Here is a 23,223-nt window from a genome sequence, read left to right as displayed (position 1 = left end):
ACCAGTCTGGGCCGAAGGGGCAACACGCGCCATGCACCGTTTCCCGGATTAACGTAAGAAGCTTCAGCGCGCCTCGCGGGACAGCAACGTGAAGGCCTTATCCTTCAACACCGCAAGATCCATCACCGGCACCGCTATTTCCTTCGCCAACTCATCCCACTGGCGCATCCGCAGACTGACGGCGCACAACGGATCCTGCTCGAACGCATCGGCTTCAGCCTCGGTCATCACACCGCCTTGATAGTCCAGGGTGCGGCGGCTGGCCTCGCTCAACCGGTCGTAATAACCCGATTCCCTGAGCGTCAGATAGCGCTTGGCCTGGACGTGATATTCCACCAGCCGCGCCATGCGTTCGCTGAAGCCGGCCTCACGCAAGTAATCCGCGCCGAGGCGTTCGTGGCTGACCACGCCGTAACCGCCCATGTTCTCTGCGCCTACGGCACACAAATGACCGATGTCGTGGAAGAATGCGGCGAGCACCACTTCGTCGTCGAAGCCTTCGGCGATGGCCAGTTGCGCTGCCTGGGACATGTGCTCGATCTGCGACACCGGTTCGCCGATGTAGTCGCTGGCGCCGAAGCGCTCATAGAGGCCGAACACCCGGTCGATGACTTGTTCGTGACTCAACATCAGTTCTCTCCAAAAAGCTGTGCCACATTGCGCTCGGCCATGGCCGGGCCGACGCTCATGCCGACGCCGCTGTGCATCAGCGCAACACTCAGCCCCGGCGCCGGACGCAGGAATGAAAACGGCCCCGGCCCCCGGGCACCATAGACACCCTGCCAGCGCTCGACCACTTGCACCTTGCAACCGAGGGTGTGCTCGGCCAGTTCGAGCATCCAGTCATCGACCTGCTCGGCGTTGAACGGCGATGGATCGCTGCCGTAATGGTGAGAATCGCCAATGATCAGTTCGCCATACGGCGTCGGGCTGATCAGCAGGTGAATGCCGTTTTCCTGCAAGTGCGGTTGCTCGCGCAGGATCTGCGCCTGCACCGCCGCCGCTTCCGGCAAGTCAGCGAAAGCGCCGTAATGCACGCAACTGAGGCCGGTGAGCAAGGCGTGTTGCAAGTTCAGGTCGATCTGCGGCCGGACGCGGAGCATTTGCAGGCGGCAGATTTGCGGGTCGAGGGCGGCAATCGGCCCGGCCAGCAAGGTCTGATAGTCGTGGCCGGAGCAGACGATGATCTGTTCGGCGGAGAAGATCCCGGCGGTGCTGTGCAGGCGCCCAGGCTCGACGTCGCGCACCAGCGTCGAGAAGTGAAACTCGACGTCGAGTTCGCGACGCAGGTATTCGATCAGCGCCGGAATCGCTTCCCGGGAATACAGCTGTTGATCGTCCATCCCGTGCAGCGCGGCGCGGTGATGGCTGAACTGGCCGCCGTACAGATCGCGCAGCGCGGCACCGCGCAGCAGTTCGACGCGGTAGTCGTGCTCCACGGCGCGCCCGGCGCAGAAGGTTTCGAGCAAGTGCTCTTCGGCCTCGGTGCGGGCGAACAGGTACGAGCCGTTGCGCTTGAGTTGCAGGCCGGCGAGCTGCGCCCACTGGCCCCAGATGTCGCGGGTGGCCTTGGCCAGTTCGAGCATCGGACCCGGTGGCTGGCCGGTGACCAGTGCCTGGCCGAAGTTGCGCACCGACGCGCCGAGTGGCGTGGCAGTGCGTTCGAAAACCGTGACCTTGAGACCGCGCCGGGCGGCGGCATAGGCGTGGGACAGGCCCAGGATGCCGGCGCCGACGATCAGCAAGTCTTTGTGTTGTGTCATGCAGCTACCTCAATGATCGTTCCCACGCTGATCGTTCCCACGCTCTGCGTGGGAATGAATACCGTGACGCTCTGCGTCACAGAGGACGCGGAGCGTCCTTGGCTGCATTCCCACGCGGAGCGTGGGAACGATCAATGCTCCGTCAGGGAACAATCGGGTAAGAAGATTTACTTGGCAGCGACTTTCTCGGACTTGCCGTCATAGCGCTTGCGCCATTCGGTCAGGATCTCGTCGCGGTTCTTCGAGGCCCAGGCGAAGTCGTTCTTGATCAGGCGCTGCTCGTAGTCGGCCGGCAGCTCCGTCTGTGGCTTGGCGATGCCCGGTTGGGCGAGGACAGCGAAGTTTTCCTTGTACAGATCCATCGCCGGGGCGCTGGCGGAGAAGTCGGCCAGTTTCTTCGCGGCTTCTTCATGCGGCGTGCCTTTGATCACGGCAGTCGCCTCGATCTCCCAGCCCAGGCCTTCCTTCGGCAGGATGATGTCCAGCGGTGCGCCCTGACGTTTGAGCTGAACGGCCGGGTATTCGAAGGAAATCCCGATCGGGAACTCGCCCGCCGCCGCCAGTTTGCAAGGCTTGGAACCGGAGTGAACGTACTGGCCGATGTTCTGGTGCAGACCGTCCATGTAGGCCCAGCCCTGCTTCTCGCCGAAGGTTTGCAGCCAGGCGCTGATATCGAGGAAACCGGTGCCGGACGAGGCCGGGTTCGGCATCACGATCTTGCCCTTGTACTCAGGCTTGGTCAGGTCCTGCCAGCTCACCGGTTTGGTCAGGCCCTGTTTTTCGGCCTCGACGGTGTTGAAGCAAATGGTTGCGGCCCAGACGTCCATGCCGACCCAGGCTGGCGGGTTGGCGGCGTCGCGGTAGTTCGCGCCGATCTTGCCCAGATCCTTCGGTGCATAGCTTTGCAGCATGCCTTGCTGATCGAGGATCGCCAGACTCGACGCCGCCAGGCCCCACACTGCGTCAGCCTGCGGGCGATCCTTTTCGGCCAGCAGTTTGGCGGTGATGATCCCGGTGGAATCGCGCACCCACTTGATCTCGACGTCCGGGTTGGCCTTTTCGAAGGCCTCTTTGTAGGACTTCAACTGCTCGGCTTCGAGGGCGGTGTACACCGTCAACTCGGTTTTTGCCGCGAAGGCATTCAGGCTGAAAGCAGCGAGCACAGCAGCGGCCAGGGCCATAGGCTTGAACATGATCGTTTTCCTGTAGGTGAGTTGAGGCGATAGGGATAAGTCGTAGATCAGTGACCGGGCGCCGTTTGCCGCCAGGCCTGGGAACGGCGCAGCAAGCCGCGCGAAGCCCACGCCAGCAGCAAGGACACGCCCGCCGAGGTGAACAGAATCAGGGTCGACATCGCCGCCGCGCCGCCGACGTTGCCGGCGTCATCCATGTTCAATACCGCTACCGCCGCGAGGATGGTGTCGGGGCTGTAGAGGAAGATCGCGGCGGACACGGTGGTCATGGCCGAGACGAACAGGTAGCGCACGATGTCCAGCAGCGCCGGCAGGCAGATCGGCACGGTGACCCGCAGGTAATGCCGGTACAGCGGCGCCTTGAGCGACAGCGCGGCGGCTTCGAATTCGGCGTCGAGCTGACGCAGCGCGGTGGTGGCGGTCATCTGCGCAGTGGTCAAATAGTGAGCAATGGTGCAGACGATCAGCAGGGTCATGGTTCCGTACAACACGTGCAGCGGGTTGCCGGTCAGGTTGAAGAAGAAGACGTAACCCAGACCGAGCACCAGCCCCGGCACCGCCATCGGTACGAAACTGAGCATGCGCAGTGTCAGATTCAGCCCGCGCTGGCTGCGGGTCTTTTCCATCAGATAGGCGCCGGTGAAGATCAGCATGCTGCCGATCAACGCCGTGCCCAGCGCCATCTTCAAACTGTTGCCGTAGGCCAGCCAGCCACCGCCAGCGGTCTCGTTGAACTGATAGTGGTTGAGCGACAGCGACAGGTTGTACGGCCAGAACTTCACCAGCGACGAGAACACCGCCATGCCGGATACCAGCAGCAACGCGGCGCTGATCAGCAGGACCACGCTGAGATAAAAGGCATCGCGCTTCTTCGACGGTGCCGGTTTGAACACCTGGGCGCGGCCGCTCATGGAATCACCGTGACGCCGACGCAGCCAGGCATCGACGCCGAAGCTGAACAGTGCCGGCAGCAACAGAACCATGCCGATCAGCGCACCGCGCCCGAATTGCTGCTGGCCGACCACCGCTTTGTAGGCTTCCAGCGCCAGCACTTGATAGTCGCCACCGACCACCACCGGCACACCGAAATCGGTGATGGTCAGGGTGAACACCAGACAGAACGCGGCGAACACAGCCTGGCGGGTCGCGGGCCAGGTGATGCTGCGGAAGGCTTTCGCCGGACTGGCGCCCATGCTCGACGCAGCGTCGAACAATCGCGCATCCGCCAGCGACAGGGCTGACAGCAAAATCATCAAGGCGTGTGGGAAGGTGTAGATCACCTCGCCCAGAACAATCCCCCAGAAACCGTAGATGTTGTCCGACAGCAGCCCGCGCAACATGCCCTGATTGCCGAACAGATAGACCAGCGCGATCCCCGGCAACATCGAAGGTGCCATCAGCGGCAGCAGCGAAACCCCGCGCCAGATGCCTTTTGCCGGAATCATCGTGCGCTGCAAGGCGTAGGCAAACAGGTAGGCCAGCGGTACGACGATCGCCGCGACGCTGAGGGAAACTTTCAGGCTGTTGCCGAGCAGCCAGTGGAAATTGTCGCTGGTCACCAGTTCCTTCGCAGCGAGCCAGCCACCGCCCTGCCCGGCTTCGCTGCTGAAGCCGCGCCAGAAGATCGCCAGCAATGGCAACAGCACCGCCACACCGAGCAGCACCAACAGCAGGAGTTTGCCGCCGAGGACGAAGATCCGGTCGCCGACCTCGGCCCCGGACACCTGCCGCGCCTGCTTTTGCGGTAGCGGCAGTGCGAGGTTGCTGTTCATCAGGCAAACACCTGCAGGCTGCGTGGCGGCAAGGCGACCATGATCTGCTGGGCGCCGAGGCGTGGCATGGCTTCCGGTGCCAGTTCGGCGAGCAAGGCATGACCGGGCAATTGATCGAGTTCGAAGCTCATGCGGCAGCGGTTGCCGAGGAAGGTGATCTCGCGAACCTTGGCCGGGAACAGGTTTTCTTCGTGCACCAACGGATTGACGTTGATCGCTTCCGGACGGCAGAACAACCGGCCCGACGGACTATGGACGCTGCCGTCGGCCAGGCGCAGGTTCATCCCGCCGACCTTGGCGTGGCTGTCGCTGCTGCGCTGGAACGGCAGCCAGTTGCCCTGGCCGACGAACTCGGCCACGAACGGTGTGGCCGGGCGGTTGTAGATTTCCTGCGGGGTGGCGTACTGCTCGACCTTGCCGTTGTTCATCACGGCGATGCGATCGGCCATCAGCATGGCTTCGTCCTGATTGTGGGTGACCATCAGGGTGGTGATGCCGAGGTTGCGTTGCAGTTGGCGCAGCTCGGTGCACAGATGCTCGCGGACCCGGGCGTCGAGGGCCGACATCGGTTCGTCGAGCAACAGCAACGACGGCGCGGGAGCCAGGGCGCGGGCCAGTGCCACCCGTTGCTGCTGGCCACCGGACAACTGGCCCGGGTACTTTTTCTCACTGCCGCTGAGGCCGACCAGTTCCAGCATCTGACCGACGCGACGGCGCACTTCATCGCGACCGCTGCCGGCGAGGCCGTAGGCAATGTTCGCTTCGACGGTCAGATTGGGGAACAACGCGTAGGACTGGAACAGGATGCCGTAATCCCGAGCCTGGGGCGCGAGGTGGGAAACGTCGCGCTCGCCGAGGTACAACTCGCCGCTGTCTTGTTTCTCCAGACCGGCGATGCAACGCAACAAAGTGGTTTTGCCACAGCCCGACGGGCCGAGCAGGCACACCAGCTCACCGGCCGCGACATCGAGGGAGACGTTATCCAGCGCCGTGAAAGCGCCGAAGCGCTTCTGCACGCCGCGCACTTTCATCGGTGCGCCGGGGTTGGTCAGGGCAGTTGCGATTGCAGGGTTCATGGACAGGCCTCATCAAGCAGATGAGACGAATCCTAGAGTTGTAATGCGTCGGTCATATGGCAACAAGGCAAAATCGACCGATAGTGGTATTCAGGGATTTTGGTTCACCGCGGATCGCGGATCGTTCCCACGCTCTGCGTGGGAATGCAGCCCGGGACGCTCCGCGTCCCAAGAGCGGACGCAGAGCGTCCAATGAGGCATTCCCACGCAGAGCGTGGAAACGATCATTACGATCAAGCCGGGGACATTTCCTGCGCCAGGCCGAGAAACGCGGCCGGCAAGCGAGCGTTCTTGCGTTCCTTGAGGCAGTAGAGGTATTCGGGAATCTGCGGCGCATTTTCGAGGGTCAGCACCCGCAACTGCGGATCGTGCGGCACTTCCTGGCGGGCGATGATGCTGATGCCGATGTTGCGCAGCACCGCTTCGCGGATCGACTCGCGGCTGCCGATCTCCAGCAACGGGCCGAAACTGACGCCTGCACTGGCGAGCAATTCTTCGGTGAGCCGCCGAGTGGTCGAGCCGGATTCACGCATCAGCAAGGTATGCCCGGCCAGCGCGCTCAGCGCCACATGGTCGTGCGCCGCCAGCGGATGATTGCGATGCACCGCCAGCACCAGCGGATCGCTGCCGAGCACCCGGCGGATCAGCCGCGCATCGTCGAGCAGTTGCGACGACGCCGCGACATCCACCCGGTAATCCTCCAGCGCTTCGAGCACCTGCTGCGAGTTGCCGATTTCCACCGAGACTTCCACCTGCGGCAGGCGCTCGCGGAAGGTCTTCACCAGATCGAGGATGTAATACGGCGCGGTGGCGGCGATGCGCAGCGTGCCCTGGACCTGGCCGCTGTTGCGCAGGAAGAATTCGATATCGGCTTCTTGCTGCAACAGCGCCTTGACCATCGGCAACAGCCGCGCGCCTTCGTCGCTGACGCTCAGACGCCGGCCGCCACGGTAGAACAGCTCAACCGAATACTGGCTTTCCAGATTGCGGATCTGGGTGGTCACGGTCGGTTGGCTGAGGCCGAGCTTTTTCGCCGCCAGCGTGATGCTGCCCAAGCGGGCCACCATGTAAAAAGCCTTCAGCTCGGCACTCAGCACAACCGTCCCTCTTCCTCTATTTGCGCAGCAGGCGCAAACCGTTGAACACCACCAGCAGGCTCACGCCCATGTCGGCAAACACCGCCATCCACATGGTGGCGAGCCCGGCGAAGGTTACCCCAAGAAAGATCGCCTTGATCACCAGCGCCAGCGCGATGTTCTGTTTGAGGATAGCGGCGGTATGGCGCGACAGGCTGATGAACGCCGGTATCTTGCGCAGATCGTCGTCCATCAGGGCGACATCGGCGGTTTCGATCGCCGTGTCGGTGCCTGCCGCCGCCATCGCAAAACCGATTTCGGCGCGAGCCAGTGCCGGCGCATCGTTGATGCCGTCGCCGACCATGCCGACCCGACGGCCCTGCGCATACAGGTCTTCGATGGCTTGCAGTTTATCGGTGGGCAGCAAGTCGCCCTTGGCCTGATCGATCCCGACCTGCGCCGCAATCGCCTGGGCGGTGTGGACGTTGTCGCCGGTGAGCATCAGGGTTTTCACGCCCAGTTCGTGCAATTGGCGGATCGCCTCGCGGCTGGTTTCCTTGACGGTATCGGCCACGGCGAACAGCGCCAGCGGGCCGGAGCGGTCGAGCAGCAGCACCACGGACTTGCCCTGTTTCTCCAGCGCGAACAGTTTTTCTTCCAGTTGCGGCGAGCACAGGCCCAGCTCTTCGACCAGACGGTGGTTGCCCAAATGGTAGACCTGACCGTTGACCTCGCCTTTTACCCCACGGCCGGCCAGCGCTTCGAAGTTGTCCACAACCAGAGCCGCGAAACCTTTATCCACAGCCGCGTTGGCGATGGCCAGCGACACCGGATGATCGGAACGCCCGGCCAGCGCGGCGGCAATCGCCGGGGCCGTGGCGTCGGCGGTCGGGTCGAGGGACAGGTAATCGGTCTGCACCGGTTTGCCGTGGGTGAGGGTGCCGGTCTTGTCGAGGGCCAGATAGTCGAGCTTGAAACCGCCCTCCAGGTACACGCCGCCCTTGACCAGAATACCTTTGCGCGCCGCTGCGGCGAGGCCACTGACGATGGTCACCGGGGTGGAAATCACCAATGCGCACGGGCACGCGACGACCAGCAGCACCAGCGCGCGGTAGATCCAGTCGAACCACGCGGCGCCCATGAACAGCGGCGGGATGATCGCCACGGCCAGGGCCAGGACGAAGACCACCGGGGTGTAGATTTTCGAGAACTGATCGACGAAGCGCTGAGTCGGCGCCCGTGCACCTTGCGCCTGTTCCACGGCGTGGATGATTCGCGCCAGGGTGGAATTGTTCGCCGCAGCGGTCACCGCATATTCCAGCGAACCGGCCTGGTTGATGGTGCCGGCGAACACCTTGTCGCCAACGGTTTTTTCCACCGGCAGGCTTTCACCGGTGATCGGCGCCTGATCAATGGTCGAACTGCCGCTGACGACTTCACCGTCCAGCGCGATACGCTCACCGGGCTTGACCCGCACGCGGGCGCCGAGATCGATACTTTTGACGTCCAGTTCGACCCAGTTGCCGTCAGCCCGCAACACCGTCGCCTGCTCCGGAGTCATCTGCATCAGGCCGCTGATGGCGTTGCGCGCGCGATCCAGCGAGCGCGCTTCGATCAGCTCGGCCACGGTGAACAGGAACATCACCATCGCCGCTTCCGGCCACTGGCCAATCAACACGGCGCCGGTCACGGCGATGCTCATCAGCGCATTGATGTTGAGGTTGCGGTTCTTCAGGGCGATCCAGCCCTTCTTGTAGGTGGTCAGGCCGCCGCTGAGGATCGAGATCAACGCGATGATCGCCACCACCCAGGTCGGCGCGGCGCTGGTGAAGTGGATAACTTCAGCAGCCAGCGCACCGACGCCGGAAAGCGCCAGCGGCCACCAGTGTTTTTTCACCGGCGCCGGCGTTGGCGCTTCGACGCCCGCCTCCAGCGGCTCGGCCTGCATGCCGAGGGATTTGATCGCGTCGATGATCGGCGCGGTGTCCGCCAGATTGTGAGTCACGCCGAGCACGCGGTTGATCAGGTTGAATTCCAGCTGCTGGATCCCGGCCAGTTTGCCAAGCTTGTTCTGGATCAGCGTCTGCTCCGTCGGGCAGTCCATCGCCTCGATGCGGAAGTTGCTCAGCCGGGCGTCGGCGCTTTTTGCCTCGCTCAGTTGAACAAGCGAAGGTGCGGCGACTTTCGACGAACAGCACGAGTCTTCACTCGAATGAACCGGCGCAGGCGTAACGGTTTTCGACCCACAGCAGGAATCGCCGCCGTGGGCATGTTTATGCACAGGCTGCAGTTTGTGACTGTGATCGTGCCCGTCGCCGGGCTTGTGGGTGTGCAGGGAATCGCTCATTGGTCGCGTCCATGAAGGTGCCTGTTGCCAAGTAAAGACCCTGTAGCCACTATAGGGTCAAGCACCCTTTTGGAGATTGCCGTCATGAAGATCGGAGAACTGGCGAAACAGACCGATTGCGCCGTGGAAACCATCCGCTACTACGAGCGTGAAAACCTGCTGCCGGAACCGGCCCGCAGCGACGGCAACTACCGCGTCTACACCCAGGCGCATGCCGAGCGCCTGACCTTCATCCGCAACTGCCGCACACTCGACATGACCCTCGAAGAAATCCGCAGCCTGCTCGCCCTGCGCGACAGCCCGCAGGATCAGTGCGAAAGCGTGAATGCGCTGATCGACGAACACATCCAGCACGTCAAGGCGCGGATCGACGGGCTACTGGCGTTGCAGACGCAACTGCTCGACCTGCGCCAGCGTTGTGGCGAAGGGCCGGAGGCGGATCAGTGCGGGATCCTGCAGCGGCTGGAAGTGAGTGGCGGGGTTGTGGCGGCGGAGGTTGAGCATTCGCATGTGGGCCGCAGTCACGGCCACTAACGATTGACGCTCGTTCCCATGCTCCGCGTGGGAATGCCGCCATGGACGCTCCGCGTCCAAAGTGACGCGGAGCGTCACGGGATTCATTCCCACGCAGAGCGTGGGAACGATCCTGCCGACTAGACCGCCATCGGCGCGGTCATCGGCGCATGGTGCTCGTAGCCTTCCAGCGAAAAATCACTCGGCTCAACCAGCTCCAGCCACTCCGGCTGATACAAACCCGTCTTGGCAAACTCCGGCACGCGGTCCGAAATCTTCAGTTTCGGCATGGCGAACGGCTCGCGCTTGAGCTGTTCGTTGAGCATGTCGAGGTGGTTTTCGTAGACGTGGGCGTCACCGATGAAATAGGTGAACCAGCGCGGCGTGTAGCCGGTCAGGCGACCGATCAGGCTCAGCAGCGCGGCGCCTTCGGTGAGGTTGAACGGCGTGCCCAGGCCCAGGTCGTTGGAGCGGATGTAGAGGGTCAGGGAGATTTCCTTGGTCTCGACATTCGGGTGGAACTGGTACAGCAGATGGCACGGCGGCAGGGCCATTTCATCGAGCTGGGCGCAGTTCCAGCCGTGGAACAGGATGCGCCGGCTGCCCGGATCCTTGATGATCGTGTCGACGCACTGGCGCACCTGATCGATGGCCTTGTACAGCACCACGTAGGCCTGGCCGTCTTCTTCGCCCTGGGCAATCTGCTTGTAGCCGTTGCTCAGGGTTTGTTCGATGGCGGCGGTGTTGCTCAGCGGGATCTGCTTGTACGCCGGCCATTTGCGCCATTGCACGCCGTAGATTTCGCCGAGGTCGTCTTCGCCCTGACGGAACGGATTGGCCAGCCACTGAGCGTTTTCGTTGGCGTTCTGATCCCAGACCTTGCAGCCCAGCGCACGGAATTCGGCGGCGTTGTTCACGCCACGCAGAAAGCCGCACATCTCGCCGATGGCCGATTTGAAGGCCATCTTGCGGGTGGTGATCGCCGGGAAACCTTCCTGCAGATCGAAGCGCAGCATGGCGCCCGGAAAGCTGATGGTGTTCACGCCGGTACGGTTGGCCTGTTTGGTGCCGTTGTTGATGACGTGCGACACCAGATCGAGATATTGCTTCATGAGTTACCTGTGTCCTTGAGCCCCGGCAGACATCGCCGGGGTTCGAATATTTAAGCTGTCGGTGCAACCGGCGCCGCCGGGGCGCGGTGGTAGGCCAGCCAGATCAGGAACAGCCCGCCGATGATCATCGGTACGCAGAGTACCTGACCCATGGTCAGCCAGTTCCAGGCCAGATAGCCCAGTTGCGCGTCCGGCACGCGGACGAATTCGACGATGAAACGGAAGATGCCATAAAACAGCGCGAACATGCCCGAGACCGCCATGGTCGGCCGTGGCTTGCGCGAGAACAGCCAGAGGATCAGGAACAGCGCCACGCCTTCCAGTGCGAACTGATACAACTGCGACGGGTGACGCGGCAGTTGCGCCGGGTCGCTGAACGGCGGGAACACCATGGCCCACGGCACGTCGGTGGCCTTGCCCCACAGCTCGGCGTTGATGAAGTTGCCGATACGCCCGGCGCCCAGGCCGATCGGCACCATCGGCGCGACGAAGTCCATCAGCTGGAAGAACGACTTGCCGTTACGCTTGCCGAACCACAACGCGGCCAGCATCACGCCGATGAAACCGCCGTGGAACGACATGCCGCCCTTCCACACTTCGAAAATCAGTGTCGGGTTGGCCAGGTAAGCGCTCAAGTCATAGAACAGCACATAACCAAGACGCCCGCCGACAATCACCCCCATCGACAGCCAGAACACCAGGTCGGACAGCTTTTCCTTGGTCCAGGTCGGGTCGAAACGGTTGAGCCGGCGCGATGCCAGCAGCCACGCGCCGCCGATGCCGACCAGGTACATCAGGCCGTACCAGTGGATTTTCAGCGGACCGATGGCCAAAGCCACCGGATCGATCTGCGGGTAAGGCAGCATTGCGACTCCTCGTTAGCGTTCAAATCTTCAAAAATTCCCGGGCGACGCTGTCACCTCAGGATTAAGCCAGGATTGCGACCTGCCAAAACACACGGCTCAGAACAGAAAGCTCAGGCCCACGCAAAACAGCAAAGCCGCGAACAGCCGTTTCAGCAACTTCGGCGACAACCTGTGCGCCAGCCGCGCGCCGAGACGGGCGAACACCATGCTGGTCAGGGCAATGCCAAACAGCGCCGGCAAATACACAAAACCGAGACTATGGGCCGGCAGCAACGGATCATGCCAGCCCAGAATCATGAAACTTATTGCACTGGCCACAGCAATCGGCAGGCCACAGGCCGACGAGGTCGCCACCGCCTGCTGCATCGGCACGCTGCGCCATGTCAGGAACGGCACGGTCAGCGAACCGCCGCCAATCCCGAAAATCGCCGACGCCCAGCCGATCACACTGCCGGCCACGGTCAGACCGAGTTTACCCGGCACCGTTCGGCTGGCCTTGGGTTTGACGTCCAGCGCCAACTGCGCCGCAATCACCAGGGCGAACACACCGATGATCTTTTGCAGGTTCGGGCCGGAGATCGCTTCGGCGGTCAATGCACCGAAACCGGCGCCGAGCAGAATGCCCACGGTCATCCAGCGGAAAATCGGCCAGCGCACGGCGCCGCGTCGATGGTGTTCGCGCACGGCGTTGACCGAAGTGAAGATGATCGTCGCCAGGGACGTGCCGACCGCCAGATGGGTCAGGATCGACGGATCGAAGCCCTGCAAGGTGAAACTGAACACCAGCACCGGGACGATGATGATCCCGCCGCCCACCCCGAACAGCCCGGCCAGTACGCCCGCACAGGCGCCCAGCGCCAGATAGAGCAGAAATTCCATGACTGCCTCCCAAGGCGCGTCCCCAAAACCGGAGCGGCATGGTAACGGATGGATACCCTTCGGCTCCACTGGCGATGGATGCACGGACGATGTCTGCGTAGAGTGGGCCAAAAACACACAAGGACCACCTTATGTGCCTGATCGTTTTCGCCTGGCGGCCGGGGCATGCCCAGCCGCTGATCGTCGCGGCCAACCGTGACGAGTTCTACGCGCGGCCCAGCCTGCCGCTGGCGCAGTGGCCCGAGTCGCCGCACGTTCACGCCGGTCGCGATCTTGAGGCTGGGGGAACCTGGCTCGGTCTGGGCGCCAACGGTCGTTTTGCGGCGCTGACCAATATTCGTGATCCGCATCAGCCGCCGGCCCGACGCTCTCGGGGCGAGCTGGTGGCAGGGTTTCTGACCGGAAACCTGTCGATCGATGACTATTTGTCCGACGTTGTCGCCCGTTCGCCGGACTATGCCGGCTTCAACCTGCTGCTGGGCAATGCCAACGAGCTGTGGCACTTCAATGCGCGGTCTTCGGAACCGGTGATGTTGCAGCCCGGCGTCTATGGCCTGTCCAACGCCGGGCTGGATACGCCGTGGCCGAAACTGCTCAAGGCCAAGGCGGCATTGAGTGCGGTGCTGGATGATCCGCAGCCCGAGCGATTGTTGGCGTTGTTGGGGGATACGCAAACGGCGCCGTTTGCTGATCTGCCGGACACCGGCGTGGGCCTGGCGACCGAGTCGTTGTTGTCGAGTGTGTTTATTGCCAGCCAGAGTTACGGGACTCGGGCGAGTACGGCGTTGATTGTGCAGGCGGATGGGACGCGGCGGATGGTGGAGCGGAGTTTCGGGCCGTATGGCGGGCACTTGGGGGAAGTTGAGATTTACCTTTAAAAGCAAGCCCTCATCGGAACGCCGCCCACCCAGCCCTCTCCCGGAGGGAGAGGGGGCCGACCGAGGTGTCTTGAGCTAGACATCGACCTGAAAAACCTGTGTCGATTATGGATTCACTACAGCAACTCCAGGTCGACGGATCTCTGCAGCAACCCCCAATCAGTCCCCTCTCCCTCCGGGAGAGGGTTAGGGTGAGGGTAAGCTTTTGATCTCAGGCTTTTGACTTCAGACCTTGACCGCCGCCGGATTGACCATCTTCGCCAACCCAAGATTCTTCAGCGCCAGTTGCAGCGAGCTGTGGATGACCTGCGGGTTGTCGATGGTCATCAGTTCCGCCAGCAGGTCCTTGGCCTTGCTCAGGTTGATCTGACGCAGCATCCACTTCACCTTCGGCAGGTTGGTGGCGTTCATCGACAGGCTGTCGAAACCCATCGCCATCAACAGCACCGCGGCCGCCGGGTCACCGGCCATCTCGCCGCAGATGCTCACCGGCTTGCCTTCGGCATGGGCGTCGCGCACCACGGTTTGCAGGGCTTGCAGCACCGCCGGGTGCAGGTAGTCGTAGAGATCGGCCACCCGCGGGTTGTTGCGGTCCACCGCCAGCAGGTACTGGGTCAGGTCGTTGGAGCCGACCGACAGGAAGTCCACCATCCGCGCCAGCTCTTTGGTCTGGTAAACCGCCGCAGGAATTTCGATCATCACGCCCACCGGCGGCATCGGCACGTCGGTGCCTTCGTCGCGCACTTCGCCCCAGGCCCGGTGGATCAGGTGCAGTGCCTCTTCGAGCTCGTGGATGCCGGAGATCATCGGCAGCAGGATCCGCAGGTTGTTCAGGCCTTCGCTGGCCTTGAGCATCGCGCGGGTCTGCACCAGGAAGATTTCCGGGTGGTCGAGGGTGACGCGGATCCCGCGCCAGCCGAGGAACGGGTTGTCTTCCTTGATCGGGAAGTACGACAGCGACTTGTCACCGCCGATGTCCAGGCTGCGCATGGTCACCGGTTGCGGGTGGAATGCAGCGAGCTGCTCGCGGTAAATCGCCAGTTGTTCCTTCTCGCTCGGGAAGCGCTGGTTGATCATGAACGGCACTTCGGTGCGGTAAAGACCGACACCTTCGGCGCCGCGCTTCTGCGCTCGCGCCACGTCCGCCAGCAGGCCGGTGTTGACCCACAGTGGCATGCGGTGGCCGTCCAGGGTCACACACGGCAGGTCGCGCAGGGTATCGAGCCCCAGCGCCAGTTGCTTCTCTTCCTCCACCACCTCGGTGAACTGTTTGCGCAGCACTTCGCTGGGGTTGGTGTAAACCTCGCCCCGTGTGCCGTCGACGATCATTTCGATGCCGTCGACCTTGGCGTACGGCAGATCGACCAGACCCATTACTGTCGGGATGCCCATGGCCCGGGCCAGGATCGCGACGTGGGAGTTGCCCGAACCGAGTACCGACACCAGACCGACCAGCGTGCCTTCCGGCACCTCGCCGAGCATCGCCGGCGTCAGTTCTTCGCTGACCAGAATGGTTTTTTCCGGGTAGACCAGATTCTGCTGACGCTCCTCCTGCAAATAGGCGAGCAGCCGGCGGCCGAGGTCCTTGACGTCCGATGCCCGCTCACGCAGGTACTCGTCGTCCATCAGATCGAAACGGTTGACGTGATCGGTCACGACCTGACGCAACGCGCCCTGGGCCCACTGGCCGGTCTTGATCACGTTGGTGATTTCGCTGCCCAGCGAGGCATCGTCGAGCATCATCAGGTAGACGTCGAACAGCGCACGCTCTTCCGGGCGCAGCTGGGTCGCCAGTTTGGCCGACAACGCACGCATGTCGGCGCGCACGCCTTCGATGGCGGTCTTGAACAGCGCCAGTTCCGCGTCGATGTCGGTGATGGTCTTGTCCGGCACCACGTCCAGATCCGCCGGTGGCAGCATGACCACCGCGGTACCGACCGCTGCGCCCGGCGAACCCGGGACGCCGACGAACTTGGCTTCCTGGATGCCCTTGCCCTGACGGCCCAGACCACGGATCGAGCCGGTGGCCTCGGCGTGGGCGATTACGCCCGCGAGCTGCGCGCTCATGGTCACGAGGAAGGCTTCTTCACCCTCATCGAACTGGCGGCGTTCTTTCTGCTGGATGACCAACACGCCGACGACGCGGCGGTGGTGAATGATCGGCGCCCCGAGAAACGAGGCGTAGCGCTCCTCGCCGGTCTCGGCGAAGTAGCGGTAGCGCGGGTGATCCGCGGCGTTTTCGAGGTTCAGGGGTTCTTCACGCGTGCCGACCAGGCCGACCAGACCTTCGTTGGGTGCCATGCTGACCTTGCCGATCGAGCGCTTGTTCAAGCCCTCGGTGGCCATCAGCACGAAGCGGTTGGTCTCTGGATCAAGCAGGTAGACCGAGCAGACCTGGCTGCCCATGGCCTCTTTGACGCGCAACACAATAATCCCCAACGCCGCCTTGAGATCCTTGGCGGAGTTAACTTCCTGGACGATCTTGCGCAGCGTATTGAGCATGGCTCGGGGTCGAACTCCGTCGTCAGTCGCGCGCTAAAAGGCGCGGGGCAAGCTCTTTGAGAGCGCGGCGATACACTTCGCGCTTGAATGTCACCACCTGGCCCAACGGATACCAATAACTGACCCAGCGCCAGCCATCGAACTCCGGTTTACCGGTCAAATCCATCCGCACCCGCTGCTCGTTGGAGATCAGGCGCAGGAGAAACCATTTCTGTTTCTGGCCGATGCACAGCGGTTGGCTGTGGGTTCGCACCAGACGTTGCGGCAAACGATAGCGCAACCAGCCCCGAGTGCAGGCCAGTATTTCAACATCTTCGCGTTCCAGGCCAACTTCTTCGTTCAGCTCGCGGTACAAGGCGTCTTCGGGCGTCTCCTCGGGGTTGATTCCCCCTTGCGGAAACTGCCAGGCATCCTGATTGATACGGCGAGCCCATAGCACCTGGCCGGCGTCATTCGTCAGAATGATCCCGACATTAGGGCGGAAACCATCGGGGTCGATCACGGCAACAACCTCGCAAACGCATGTCGCCGCATTGTTCCACAAAGGTTGTGAAGGCGGCAACGAAGGTTCCGAGCTTATGTGCACTCTTGTGAAAAGACCGTATTCTTGTGGCCTTTTTACTGACTTTTCAGCGGGTAACTGCAATGCGCCTGGCTTTATTCGATTTGGACAACACCCTTCTGGGCGGCGACAGCGATCACGCTTGGGGCGATTATCTGTGCGAACGCGGCTTCCTCGACCCGATCGCCTACAAGGCGCGCAACGACGAGTTCTATCAGGATTACCTGGCCGGCAAACTGGATAACGCCGCATACCTGAACTTCTGCCTGGAAATCCTCGGCCGCACCGAGATGGCCGTGCTTGAGCAGTGGCACAGCGATTACATGCGCGACTGCATCGAGCCGATCGTCCTGCCCAAGGCGCTCGATCTGCTGAAAAAGCACCGCGATGCCGGCGACAAACTGGTGATCATCACCGCCACCAACCGCTTCGTCACCGCGCCGATTGCGGTGCGCCTGGGCGTCGAAACCCTGATCGCCACCGAGTGCGAGATGCAGGACGGTCGCTACACCGGACGCAGCACCGACGTGCCGTGCTTCCGCGAAGGCAAGGTGACGCGCCTGAACCGCTGGCTGGAGGAAACCGGATATTCGCTGGAAGGCAGCTACTTCTACAGCGACTCGATGAATGACCTGCCGCTGCTGGAGCAGGTGACGAATCCGGTGGCGGTCGACCCTGACCCGAACCTGCTGGCCGAAGCCGAGAAGCGCGGTTGGCCCGTCATCAGCCTGCGCGGCTGATATCGCGTCGCAGGCAACCGCAGCTCCCACAGGGGATGTGTGAACGCCTCAGATCAATGTGGGAGCGAGCCTGCTCGCGAACGGATCGACACGGCCCCAAGCCTTAAACCGGCTTGGCCCCCATCAACGCCGCAATGGCCAGAAATCCGACGCCGCTGACAATCGCCAGCGCCAGATTGAATTTCCGGTTGCCGACCCCGCTTGTCCACAGCCGATTAAGCCGAACAAGCAGCCAGACCGCACTAAAGGTGGCCACGGCATAGATCACGCTGGACCCCAGAATCCAGAACTGCCCCAGTGGCCAGCCAACCAGGTGCACCAGCCACCAGCCGGTGAAAGGCATGCTGAGCACGCCGATCAGCATCAGACACCAGACGAACAGCCAGGGTCGCTGCATCGTGCTGGCCGGCCCTTCGCTGCGATTACGCCAGGAAGCAGCGGCGAGCCCCAGCCCGCTCGCCAGGATTACCACGGTCGCCGCGACGTGAAGGACTTTCAGGGTGGTCAGGGTTTCCATGTATTTCTCTTTCCTTAGGCCATACCCATCAGCGTAGCCGTTCAGCCAAGAAACAGCTGATAGGCCGGGTTGTCGCTTTCGTCCCAGTACGGGTAGCCGATTTCCTCAAGGGCTGCGGGAACCAGATGACGTTCGTCGTGGGGCACTTGCAGGCCCGCCACCACGCGGCCGTCCGCAGCACCGTGGTTGCGGTAGTGGAACATCGAGATGTTCCAGCGACCGCCGAGCTTGTTGAGGAAGTTGAACAGCGCGCCCGGACGCTCCGGGAACTCGAAGCGCAGCACCACTTCATCGACCACGTGCGCCGCGCGCCCGCCGACCATGTGACGGATGTGCAACTTGGCCAGTTCGTTGTCGGTCAGGTCAAGCACCGGGAAACCCTGTTCGGTCAGGCTCGCCAGCAACGCACTGCGCGGGTCGTTGTCCGGGTGGGTCTGCACGCCAACGAAGATGTGCGCTTCGCTGCCATTGTTATAGCGGTAGTTGAATTCGGTGATCTGGCGCTTGCCGATGGCCTCGCAGAAGGCCTTGAAGCTGCCGGCCTTCTCGGGGATGGTCACAGCGATGATCGCTTCGCGGCCTTCACCCAGCTCGGCGCGCTCGGCGACGTGGCGCAAGCGGTCGAAGTTGACGTTGGCCCCGGAGTCGATGGCCACGAAGGTCTGGCCGCTGACGCCGCGCTGCTCGACATACTTCTTGATCCCGGCCACGCCCAGGGCGCCGGCCGGTTCGGTGATCGAACGGGTGTCGTCGTAGATGTCCTTGATCGCCGCGCAGATTTCGTCAGTGCTGACGGTGATCACTTCGTCGACGTAATCCTTGCAGATGTCGAAGGTGTGCTGGCCGATCTGCGCCACCGCCACGCCATCGGCGAAGATGCCTACGGTCGGCAGCACCACGCGTTCGCGTGCCGCCATCGCCGCTTGCAAACAGTTGGAGTCGTCGGGCTCGACGCCGATGACCTTGATGTCCGGGCGCAGGTATTTCACGTAGGCCGCGATGCCGGCGATCAGACCGCCGCCGCCCACCGGAACGAAGATCGCATCCAGCGGCTGCGGGTGCTGGCGCAGAATCTCCATCGCCACGGTGCCCTGCCCGGCAATGGTGTGCGGATCGTCGTACGGGTGAATGTAGACGTAGCCTTTTTCATCGACCAGTTTCAGCGAGTAGGCCAGCGCTTCCGGGAAAGAATCGCCGTGCAGCACCACTTTGCCACCGCGGGAGCGCACGCCTTCGACCTTGATCTCCGGGGTGGTCTTGGGCATCACGATGGTCGCTTTCACGCCCAACACTTTCGCCGCCAGGGCCAGGCCCTGTGCATGGTTGCCCGCCGACGCGGTGACCACGCCGCGAGCGCGCTCTTCGTCGCTCAACTGGGTCAGCTTGTTGTAGGCGCCGCGAATCTTGAACGAAAACACTGGCTGCAAGTCTTCACGCTTGAGCCAGATGTCGTTGCCCAGCCGCTCGGAGAGCTGGCGGGCGTTCTGCAGCGGGGTTTCTACGGCAACGTCATAAACGCGCGAGGTGAGGATCTTTTTGACGTACTGTTCGAGCATCGGAAAGCATCACTGGCGATTGGGCGGGACCAGCGAGTCTAACCCGGCTTTTGGGCGCACGACCACACGAATCCAGAGGTTTTAGCCCGGCTTGAGGCTATAATGCCGGCCTTTCCGTTCTTACCTTGCCCGCTTCCGGAGCCCGCATGACCCAGGATCAACTCAAACAGGCCGTGGCCCAGGCTGCCGTCGACTTCATCCTTCCGAAACTCGACGACAAGAGCATCGTCGGCGTCGGCACCGGCTCCACCGCCAACTGCTTCATCGACGCCCTGGCCCAGCACAAGGGCGCGTTCGATGGCGCGGTCGCAAGCTCCGAAGCCACTGCCGCGCGCCTCAAGGGCCACGGGATTCCGGTGTACGAGCTGAACACCGTGAGCAACCTGGAGTTCTACGTCGACGGCGCCGATGAAAGCGACGAACACCTGAACCTGATCAAGGGCGGCGGCGCAGCCCTGACCCGCGAGAAGATCGTCGCGGCCGTGGCCCAGACCTTCATCTGTATCGCCGACGCCAGCAAACTGGTGCCGGTGCTCGGCGCGTTCCCGCTGCCGGTGGAAGTGATCCCGATGGCCCGCAGCCACGTCGCCCGCCAACTGGTGAAACTGGGCGGCGACCCGGTCTATCGCGAAGGCGTGCTGACCGACAACGGCAACATCATCCTCGACGTGCACAATCTGCAGATCACCAATCCGGTGGAGCTGGAAGCGCAGATCAATGCGATCGTCGGCGTGGTCACCAACGGCCTGTTCGCGGCGCGTCCGGCGGATCTGTTGTTGCTGGGTACCAGCGAAGGCGTGAAGACCCTCAAAGCTGAATAAACCAGGCTGCCCACATATTTGTGGGCAGATGAAAAACCTGTGGGAGCTAGCTTGCTAGCGATAGCGGTGTGTCAGTCGACATGTTTGGCGACTGACCCTCCCTCATCCCGAGCAAGCTCGCTCCCACAGTGTTTTGTGGTGTTGGTTAATTCTGCACAGGCTTCCTGAAGACATAAAACAGATTCGGCTCGCTCACCAGATACAACGCCCCATCGTCATCCATCGCGATACCTTCCGCCTGCGGCACGGTTTTCTTCAGACCCTGCCGGCCACCGCTCAACGACATGGTGCTCAACGGGCGCCCGTCCACATCCAGCTCCAGAATCAGCCGCGACTCGTCGGACAGCGCCAGTAAATGACCGCTGCGCTCGTCGTATTGCAGGCTCGACAGATCGCGCACGAACATCCCGGCATCGCGCTTGGGATTGTTGATCACGTGTACTGCGTAGGATTTTTCCGGATTGAAGTGCGGGAAACCGTGCACTTCATAGATCAGCATCGGGTCCCGCTCCTTGGCCACGAACAGGCGCTTGCCCACCGAATCGTACGCCAGGCCTTCAAAGCCCTTGTTGCCGCTCATGTGCACACCGAGGGTCATTTGCTCGGCGTCCGCCGCATCAAGGAACGTGGTGTCATGCTCCAGATGGATCTTGATCAGGCGCTGCTGGCGCTCGTCGGTAATCACATAGGTGTCGGCGCTGATGAACTCCACCGCCTCCGGATCGCCGAAGCCGATCAAGGCGACACGGCGCAGGATCGTGCCATCCAGCGACAGCTCGATCAGTTCGGCATTCTTGTTGGTCACGGTGAACAGGCTTTTGCGCACCGGGTCGTAGGTCAGCGCCGAGACGTCGTCGTTCAGCCCATCAATGACTTTCGCTTCAATCTCTGCCCGATATTGATCCAGCCCGATGGACTGGCTGCTCATCGGCTGCCAGAGCGTATGCAGGTTGAACCAGGCACGCTCGAACAGGCGCATGTATTGGCCGATCGCAATCAATGCGACCAGGGCAATCATCGACAGGATTATGAACAGAGGCTTGGGACGGGCAAGTCGACGCATTCAGGCAGGCTCGGAGTCAAAACAGGCGGATGAAATATCACGCCTGTCTGAACTGAAGCTTAATGGCCACTTGCCTCAGGCCACAACTGCACAGATCTGCAATTGCTGTAGGAGAGATTACTTCTGCTTTTCGAAGCGGTAGAACAGGTTCGGCTCGCTGACCATGTACAGCGTGCCCGAGTCGTCCATGGTTACGCCTTCGGCGCGGGGAATGGTTTTCTTCAAACCGTTGAAACCGCCGAGCAGGGTCATGAAGCTGACCTGTTCGCCCTTCTCGTCCAGCTCCAGCAACAGGTGCGAATCAGCGGACAGAACGAGGGTGTGACCGGTGCGCGGATCGATCGCCAGGGCCGACAGGTTACGAATATCGAGTTCGTCGCTGTCGAGTTTCTGCTTGTCGCCCTTGAGCGTCTGGCTGCCGTCGCTTTTCCAGGTGAACAGCGCGGGTGGACGCTCTTCGCCCAGTAGCAGTTGCTGGTTACGGGCGTCCCAGGTGATGGCTTCGAAGGCCTTGTTCTGGTCCTTTGACGGGCCGAGGTCGTATTTAGGGAAATCGTCACGCTTCAGTTCACGAGTCTCGGCATCGACCTTGACGATGGAGAGCAAGTGCTCGCGCTCATCGACAATCGCCATCAAGCCGTTTTCCATCACCGTAAGGCCTTCCGGATTGCTCCAGCCCACCAGGGGCATCTTGCGCAACACGTCGCCCTGCAGGGTCAGCTCGACCAGGAACGGATTCTTGCCCATCACCGAAAACAGGGTTTTGGTCTGCGGGTTATAGGAAAGGTCCGAAGCTTCGTCCTTTTCCATGCCCGGCAACAGCTTGGCGTCGATGACCACCCGGTAGTCCGGGAGCCAGACGCTTTCCTGCTTCTCGGCCGTACTTTCGAAGCGCTCCAGCAGCCACAGCACACCCCGATCATCCCAATGCATGGCAAACGCCAGCCCGTACGCAGCGGCGGCTGCCAGCAACAGCCAGGAATACCAGCGCAGGGCGAAGCGTGAACGGCGGGCGGGTTTGAGCTGAGTTTGAGATGACATCAAAGGACGCGTTCCGAAAATTCAGGCTACGGGTAATAGCACAAAGAGGCCGGCTCAGACGCCAGAATGGCCGGAATTATCCGGACAGAATGTGAAAAAAACGGTAAATGGCCGGAATGCCTTATGTGTTTGCGGGCTACAACACAAAAACAAACGTGGGAGCCAGCCTGCTGGCGATGGCGGTGTATCAGTCGAATGAAACATCAACTGACAGTCCGTCATCGCCAGCAGGCTGGCTCCCACAAAGGTATTTCAGAGTTGCAGTCAGCGAACGCTGCTGGTGAAACGACTGGCGCCCGGCAGCTCCAGCACGATCTCATCACCGACATTCAGCGGGCCGACGCCCACCGGCGTGCCGGTCAGGATCACGTCACCGGCCTGCAGCGAGAAGCAGCCGGCCATGTGCTGGATCATCGGCACGATCGGGTTGAGCATTGCGCTGCTGTTGCCGTCCTGGCGCACTTCGCCGTTGATGGTCAGGCGAATGCCGATGTCGGTCAGGTCGGCAAAGGTGCTGCCCACCACGAATGGCGCAATCACCGCCGCGCCGTCGAACGACTTGGCGATTTCCCACGGCAGGCCCTTGGACTTGAGCTCGGCCTGCTTGTCACGCAGGGTCAGGTCCAGCGCCGGGGCGAAACCGGAGATCGCGTCCAGCACTTCTTCACGGCTCGGTTTGGTCGACAGCGGTTTGCCGATCAACACGGCGATTTCCGCCTCGTAATGCACCGAGCCACGCTCGGTCGGAATGCTGAAACCGCCTTCCAGCGGCACCACGCAACTGCCCGGTTTGATGAACAGCAACGGCTCGGTAGGCACCGGGTTGTCCAGTTCCTTGGCGTGTTCGGCGTAGTTACGGCCGATGCACACCACTTTCCCCAGCGGAAAATGAATCCGCGTACCGTCGACATACTGGTGCTGATAGCTCATTACCGACTCCTGCCTT

Annotated in this window: 21 protein-coding genes; 4 read left to right on the top strand and 17 right to left on the bottom strand. The window is 62.1% G+C overall.

Going from position 1 to position 23,223, the window contains the following annotated elements; all coding sequences use genetic code 11:
• Positions 1-63: 63 nt before the first annotated feature.
• The 7 genes from CAF80_RS11935 to CAF80_RS11905 form a co-directional block, all read right to left on the bottom strand.
• Positions 64-630 (bottom strand): phosphonate degradation HD-domain oxygenase, encoded by a 567-nt coding sequence (locus CAF80_RS11935; RefSeq protein ID WP_085667379.1) that lies wholly within the window; start codon positions 628-630, stop codon positions 64-66.
• The gene (locus CAF80_RS11930) at positions 630-1,763 is read right to left on the bottom strand and encodes a TIGR03364 family FAD-dependent oxidoreductase (RefSeq protein ID WP_085667378.1); all 1,134 of its coding nucleotides are present in this window, start codon (positions 1,761-1,763) and stop codon (positions 630-632) included. Before CAF80_RS11930 ends, CAF80_RS11935 begins: the two co-directional genes overlap by 1 nt.
• Before the next feature lie 167 nt (positions 1,764-1,930).
• The gene (locus CAF80_RS11925; protein ID WP_085667377.1) at positions 1,931-2,956 is read right to left on the bottom strand and encodes a putative 2-aminoethylphosphonate ABC transporter substrate-binding protein; all 1,026 of its coding nucleotides are present in this window, start codon (positions 2,954-2,956) and stop codon (positions 1,931-1,933) included.
• 47 nt (positions 2,957-3,003) lie between these two features.
• Entirely contained in the window at positions 3,004-4,728 is a 1,725-nt protein-coding gene (locus tag CAF80_RS11920; RefSeq protein WP_074690115.1) for a putative 2-aminoethylphosphonate ABC transporter permease subunit, read from the bottom strand.
• Positions 4,728-5,804, bottom strand: a complete 1,077-nt coding sequence (locus tag CAF80_RS11915; protein WP_074690113.1) for a putative 2-aminoethylphosphonate ABC transporter ATP-binding protein — start codon at positions 5,802-5,804, stop codon at positions 4,728-4,730. The genes CAF80_RS11920 and CAF80_RS11915 overlap by 1 nt, the downstream gene beginning before the upstream one ends.
• Positions 5,805-6,037: 233 nt before the next feature.
• Positions 6,038-6,901, bottom strand: a complete 864-nt coding sequence (locus CAF80_RS11910) for a LysR family transcriptional regulator (RefSeq protein WP_039767890.1) — start codon at positions 6,899-6,901, stop codon at positions 6,038-6,040.
• A 16-nt stretch (positions 6,902-6,917) separates the two neighbouring features.
• Positions 6,918-9,227, bottom strand: a complete 2,310-nt coding sequence (locus CAF80_RS11905; RefSeq protein ID WP_074690111.1) for a heavy metal translocating P-type ATPase — start codon at positions 9,225-9,227, stop codon at positions 6,918-6,920.
• Positions 9,228-9,311: 84 nt separating this feature from the next.
• Between CAF80_RS11905 and cadR the strand changes: the two genes are divergently transcribed.
• Positions 9,312-9,761, top strand: coding sequence for a Cd(II)/Pb(II)-responsive transcriptional regulator (gene cadR, locus CAF80_RS11900; protein ID WP_007953454.1), 450 nt, complete (start codon positions 9,312-9,314; stop codon positions 9,759-9,761).
• Between the two features lie 119 nt (positions 9,762-9,880).
• Here the strand turns inward: cadR and CAF80_RS11895 are convergent, their stop codons facing one another.
• From CAF80_RS11895 to CAF80_RS11885, 3 genes are all read right to left on the bottom strand, one after another.
• A complete protein-coding gene (locus CAF80_RS11895) occupies positions 9,881-10,852 on the bottom strand; it encodes a thymidylate synthase (protein WP_074690109.1) in 972 nt (323 codons plus the stop codon).
• 50 nt (positions 10,853-10,902) lie between these two features.
• Complete coding sequence (lgt, locus tag CAF80_RS11890) at positions 10,903-11,718, bottom strand: prolipoprotein diacylglyceryl transferase (protein ID WP_039767887.1); 816 nt, start codon at positions 11,716-11,718, stop codon at positions 10,903-10,905.
• Positions 11,719-11,814: 96 nt separating this feature from the next.
• Complete coding sequence (locus CAF80_RS11885; protein WP_074690107.1) at positions 11,815-12,597, bottom strand: sulfite exporter TauE/SafE family protein; 783 nt, start codon at positions 12,595-12,597, stop codon at positions 11,815-11,817.
• A gap of 131 nt (positions 12,598-12,728) precedes the next feature.
• Between CAF80_RS11885 and CAF80_RS11880 the strand changes: the two genes are divergently transcribed.
• Positions 12,729-13,475, top strand: coding sequence for an NRDE family protein (locus CAF80_RS11880; RefSeq protein ID WP_074690105.1), 747 nt, complete (start codon positions 12,729-12,731; stop codon positions 13,473-13,475).
• A 225-nt stretch (positions 13,476-13,700) separates the two neighbouring features.
• On the opposite strand, the gene ptsP is transcribed toward CAF80_RS11880, so the two are convergent.
• Positions 13,701-15,977: a phosphoenolpyruvate--protein phosphotransferase gene (gene ptsP, locus CAF80_RS11875; RefSeq protein ID WP_074690101.1), complete on the bottom strand. Its 2,277-nt coding sequence runs from the start codon at positions 15,975-15,977 to the stop codon at positions 13,701-13,703.
• Positions 15,978-15,999: 22 nt separating this feature from the next.
• Complete coding sequence (locus tag CAF80_RS11870) at positions 16,000-16,479, bottom strand: RNA pyrophosphohydrolase (protein ID WP_003229203.1); 480 nt, start codon at positions 16,477-16,479, stop codon at positions 16,000-16,002.
• 143 nt (positions 16,480-16,622) lie between these two features.
• Here CAF80_RS11870 and CAF80_RS11865 point away from each other — a divergent pair, with 143 nt between their 5' ends.
• On the top strand, positions 16,623-17,279 hold the full coding sequence (locus CAF80_RS11865) for an HAD family phosphatase (protein WP_039767882.1): 657 nt from the start codon (positions 16,623-16,625) through the stop codon (positions 17,277-17,279).
• Positions 17,280-17,382: 103 nt separating this feature from the next.
• Here CAF80_RS11865 and CAF80_RS11860 read toward each other — a convergent pair whose 3' ends face one another.
• On the bottom strand, positions 17,383-17,796 hold the full coding sequence (locus CAF80_RS11860; protein WP_039767881.1) for a DUF2269 family protein: 414 nt from the start codon (positions 17,794-17,796) through the stop codon (positions 17,383-17,385).
• A gap of 41 nt (positions 17,797-17,837) precedes the next feature.
• Complete coding sequence (gene ilvA, locus CAF80_RS11855; RefSeq protein WP_085667376.1) at positions 17,838-19,352, bottom strand: threonine ammonia-lyase, biosynthetic; 1,515 nt, start codon at positions 19,350-19,352, stop codon at positions 17,838-17,840.
• Positions 19,353-19,498: 146 nt separating this feature from the next.
• Between ilvA and rpiA the strand changes: the two genes are divergently transcribed.
• The gene (gene rpiA / locus CAF80_RS11850) at positions 19,499-20,173 is read left to right on the top strand and encodes a ribose-5-phosphate isomerase RpiA (RefSeq protein WP_007953476.1); all 675 of its coding nucleotides are present in this window, start codon (positions 19,499-19,501) and stop codon (positions 20,171-20,173) included.
• 145 nt (positions 20,174-20,318) lie between these two features.
• On the opposite strand, the gene CAF80_RS11845 is transcribed toward rpiA, so the two are convergent.
• The 3 genes from CAF80_RS11845 to CAF80_RS11835 form a co-directional block, all read right to left on the bottom strand.
• On the bottom strand, positions 20,319-21,236 hold the full coding sequence (locus CAF80_RS11845; RefSeq protein ID WP_074690099.1) for an SdiA-regulated domain-containing protein: 918 nt from the start codon (positions 21,234-21,236) through the stop codon (positions 20,319-20,321).
• A gap of 117 nt (positions 21,237-21,353) precedes the next feature.
• Positions 21,354-22,277: an SdiA-regulated domain-containing protein gene (locus CAF80_RS11840; RefSeq protein ID WP_074690097.1), complete on the bottom strand. Its 924-nt coding sequence runs from the start codon at positions 22,275-22,277 to the stop codon at positions 21,354-21,356.
• A 264-nt stretch (positions 22,278-22,541) separates the two neighbouring features.
• A complete protein-coding gene (locus tag CAF80_RS11835; RefSeq protein ID WP_007953483.1) occupies positions 22,542-23,207 on the bottom strand; it encodes a fumarylacetoacetate hydrolase family protein in 666 nt (221 codons plus the stop codon).
• Positions 23,208-23,223 lie beyond the last annotated feature (16 nt).

This window comes from Pseudomonas sp. B34(2017) (genome assembly GCF_002112915.1).
In the GTDB taxonomy this organism is placed as follows: domain Bacteria; phylum Pseudomonadota; class Gammaproteobacteria; order Pseudomonadales; family Pseudomonadaceae; genus Aquipseudomonas; species Aquipseudomonas pharyngis.
Note: the sequence above shows the minus strand (reverse complement) of the source record. Positions and strands in the feature narration are given on the sequence as shown.

Bases quoted from the DNA above. Each gene is read 5' to 3' on its own strand.
- CAF80_RS11835 (WP_007953483.1), bottom strand. From the start codon at position 23,207: ATGAGCTATCAGCACCAGTATGTCGACGGTACGCGGATTCATTTTCCG.
- CAF80_RS11925 (WP_085667377.1), bottom strand. From the start codon at position 2,956: ATGTTCAAGCCTATGGCCCTGGCCGCTGCTGTGCTCGCTGCTTTCAGC.
- CAF80_RS11840 (WP_074690097.1), bottom strand. From the start codon at position 22,277: ATGTCATCTCAAACTCAGCTCAAACCCGCCCGCCGTTCACGCTTCGCC.
- CAF80_RS11845 (WP_074690099.1), bottom strand. From the start codon at position 21,236: ATGCGTCGACTTGCCCGTCCCAAGCCTCTGTTCATAATCCTGTCGATG.
- rpiA (WP_007953476.1), top strand. From the start codon at position 19,499: ATGACCCAGGATCAACTCAAACAGGCCGTGGCCCAGGCTGCCGTCGAC.
- lgt (WP_039767887.1), bottom strand. From the start codon at position 11,718: ATGCTGCCTTACCCGCAGATCGATCCGGTGGCTTTGGCCATCGGTCCG.
- CAF80_RS11915 (WP_074690113.1), bottom strand. From the start codon at position 5,804: ATGAACCCTGCAATCGCAACTGCCCTGACCAACCCCGGCGCACCGATG.
- CAF80_RS11905 (WP_074690111.1), bottom strand. From the start codon at position 9,227: ATGAGCGATTCCCTGCACACCCACAAGCCCGGCGACGGGCACGATCAC.
- CAF80_RS11935 (WP_085667379.1), bottom strand. From the start codon at position 630: ATGTTGAGTCACGAACAAGTCATCGACCGGGTGTTCGGCCTCTATGAG.
- CAF80_RS11920 (WP_074690115.1), bottom strand. From the start codon at position 4,728: ATGAACAGCAACCTCGCACTGCCGCTACCGCAAAAGCAGGCGCGGCAG.
- cadR (WP_007953454.1), top strand. From the start codon at position 9,312: ATGAAGATCGGAGAACTGGCGAAACAGACCGATTGCGCCGTGGAAACC.
- CAF80_RS11860 (WP_039767881.1), bottom strand. From the start codon at position 17,796: ATGGAAACCCTGACCACCCTGAAAGTCCTTCACGTCGCGGCGACCGTG.
- CAF80_RS11865 (WP_039767882.1), top strand. From the start codon at position 16,623: ATGCGCCTGGCTTTATTCGATTTGGACAACACCCTTCTGGGCGGCGAC.
- CAF80_RS11880 (WP_074690105.1), top strand. From the start codon at position 12,729: ATGTGCCTGATCGTTTTCGCCTGGCGGCCGGGGCATGCCCAGCCGCTG.
- CAF80_RS11930 (WP_085667378.1), bottom strand. From the start codon at position 1,763: ATGACACAACACAAAGACTTGCTGATCGTCGGCGCCGGCATCCTGGGC.
- ptsP (WP_074690101.1), bottom strand. From the start codon at position 15,977: ATGCTCAATACGCTGCGCAAGATCGTCCAGGAAGTTAACTCCGCCAAG.
- CAF80_RS11895 (WP_074690109.1), bottom strand. From the start codon at position 10,852: ATGAAGCAATATCTCGATCTGGTGTCGCACGTCATCAACAACGGCACC.
- CAF80_RS11885 (WP_074690107.1), bottom strand. From the start codon at position 12,597: ATGGAATTTCTGCTCTATCTGGCGCTGGGCGCCTGTGCGGGCGTACTG.
- ilvA (WP_085667376.1), bottom strand. From the start codon at position 19,352: ATGCTCGAACAGTACGTCAAAAAGATCCTCACCTCGCGCGTTTATGAC.